Raw genomic sequence first — 2,226 nt, forward strand, 5'->3', positions numbered from 1 at the left:
CGCCAACCGCCTGCGCCGGCTGGAGGCGATTCGTGAAGCCGCCAACCGGCTGATGAACCGGCAGCAATTGCTGCGCGACATCTTCCCGCGCGGCGAGCCCGAGCAGATCGCCGAGATCAAGCATCCGAAATACACGGCAACGCTCTATGACCTGCTCACCGCCTATGCCGCGCAGCGCCAGTCGCGCGTGCTGGCGAGCGTGCATCTGGCCAAGCGCACGGTGTGGTCGCTTGCCGAGGCGCGCGCCACGCTGGAGCGGCTCGTCGGAAGCATCAGCGAGCAAGACGATTGGGGCGTTCTCGACGATTTTCTGCTTCAGCATGTCGCCGATCCGACGCAGCGCGCGACGGTGCTCGCCTCGAGTTTCGCGGCTGCGCTCGAGCTGGTGCGCGAAGGTCAGCTCGAGCTGAATCAGAAAGAGGCGTTTGCGCCCATCTATTTCCGGAAGGGGCGCCCCAAGCCGGTCATGGACGCAGCTCCTGCGCCCGATGCGCCGGTCGCTTAAGTGCAACAAGGAGAATCTGCCATGGCAAGCCTGGCTGAAGTGCGGGTAGAAGAGGCCGAGCCGATGGAGAACGAGTCCCAGGCACGTCCCGAAGAATTGCGGCTGCTGGAAGCGCTGCTGTTCGCTTCGAATGAACCGCTGGACACCGCGACGCTGGCCAAGCGCATGCCCGAGGGCGTCGACGTGAAGGCCGCGCTCGAGCAGTTGCAGGCCGACTACTCCCTGCGCGGCGTGAATCTCGTGCGGGTCGCTAACAAATGGACCTTCCGCACCGCGGGCGATCTCGCCTGGCTGATGACCCGCGAGAGCACCGAGACCCGCCGCCTGTCGCGCGCCGCGATCGAGGTGCTGGCGATCATCGCCTATCACCAGCCGGTGACGCGCGCCGAGATCGAGGAGATCCGCGGCGTCGTCACCTCGAAGGGCACGCTGGACGTGCTGCTGGAAACCGGCTGGATCAAGCCGCGCGGTCGTCGCAAGACGCCGGGCCGTCCCTTGACCTTCGGAACCACCGAGGACTTCCTGTCGCAGTTTACTCTGGAACAGCTCGGCGATTTGCCGGGCCTGGAGGAGCTGAAGGGCACGGGCCTGCTGGATTCGCGCCTGCCGACCGGATTCAGCGTGCCGACGCCGTCGGATGACCCGACTTTGCGGGAAGACGAGGATCCGCTGGAGCCGGGCGAGGACCTTGATCTGGCGCTGGCGCCCGCGGTCGAGCCCGAGACGCCGCCGGAAGGCGGCCATGAGGGGGGCGGGGGTGGCAGCGAGGACTGACGTCCCGGCCTTTTACCGGCCGCCTGCGACCAGTTAACACTAGCAAATTTACGTAGCGCCAACAGCGAATTGGCGCTGCCTTGGTCCTTGTTTTTGACACCTGCCAAGCCTAGGTTTCGGTGAAGATCGGCCGGTCCCCGGCCATGCGCGTTTGGAGGGTTGCAGGATGGGTTCACTCAGCATTTGGCACTGGGTCCTGGTGATCGCAGTGGTCCTGCTGCTGTTCGGTCGCGGCAAGATCTCGGATCTGATGGGCGACGTGGCGCAGGGCATCAAGGCGTTCAAGAAGGGCATGCAGGACGACGACAAGGTCGCCGACAAGCCCGAGCCGGCCAAGTCCATCGAGCACAACAATGCCGCGCCGACCGCGGCACGGTCGGACGTCGGCAGCAAGGCCGTCTGAGCCAGAGAGCACGCGAGACGCGGGTAGCGGACCCGATCCTGCGCGCGAGGGATTGGGCCGGCTGCGGCTGGCGTGAACGGAAGACCTCATGTTCGACATCGGGTGGAGTGAACTGGTCCTGATCGGGGTCGTGGCCCTGATCGCCATCGGCCCGAAAGAGCTGCCGGGCGTGCTGCGCATGGTCGGGCAGTGGATGGGCAAGGCGCGCAAGATGGCCGCCGAATTCCAGGGCCAATTCCAGGAAGCGATGCGCGAGGCCGAAATGGCCGACCTCAAGAAGAGCTTCGACGAGGTCAAGGAAGCGGCTTCCGGCTTCGCCGGCAACAATTTGATGACCTCGCTCCAGAAAGACGTCAGCGACGCGCTCCGCGTCGATGCGCTGGACAAGCCCGCCGAGACCTCGATCTCCACCGCTGTCGAACCGTCGGCGACTTCAAGCGAAGCGCTGACGACGCCCACCACGCCGGAAGCGCCGACGCCGGAGACCTTCGTGGAAGCCGAGGCACATGCGGCCGTGAACGAGCCGCTCGCCATCACCCGTGAG

General features: G+C 65.8%; 3 protein-coding genes and 1 pseudogene. All 4 read left to right on the forward strand.

The window, feature by feature from the left end; genetic code table 11:
* A pseudogene (locus IVB32_RS11440) lies at window positions 1-505 on the forward strand (segregation/condensation protein A); the annotation flags it as partial.
* Between the two features lie 21 nt (window positions 506-526).
* Window positions 527-1,279, forward strand: coding sequence for an SMC-Scp complex subunit ScpB (gene scpB, locus IVB32_RS11445; protein ID WP_018458030.1), 753 nt, complete (start codon window positions 527-529; stop codon window positions 1,277-1,279).
* Window positions 1,280-1,445: 166 nt separating this feature from the next.
* Window positions 1,446-1,682, forward strand: coding sequence for a twin-arginine translocase TatA/TatE family subunit (locus IVB32_RS11450; protein WP_007610722.1), 237 nt, complete (start codon window positions 1,446-1,448; stop codon window positions 1,680-1,682).
* 88 nt (window positions 1,683-1,770) lie between these two features.
* Window positions 1,771-2,226: Sec-independent protein translocase protein TatB (gene tatB / locus IVB32_RS11455; protein ID WP_247410383.1), on the forward strand; the 456-nt coding region annotated here is incomplete at its 3' end.

Source organism: Bradyrhizobium sp. 23 (assembly GCF_023073295.1).
Lineage (GTDB): Bacteria > Pseudomonadota > Alphaproteobacteria > Rhizobiales > Xanthobacteraceae > Bradyrhizobium > Bradyrhizobium canariense_D.

Coding starts and splice junctions, on each gene's coding strand:
- scpB (WP_018458030.1), top strand. CDS start 527: ATGGCAAGCCTGGCTGAAGTGCGGGTAGAAGAGGCCGAGCCGATGGAG.
- IVB32_RS11450 (WP_007610722.1), top strand. CDS start 1,446: ATGGGTTCACTCAGCATTTGGCACTGGGTCCTGGTGATCGCAGTGGTC.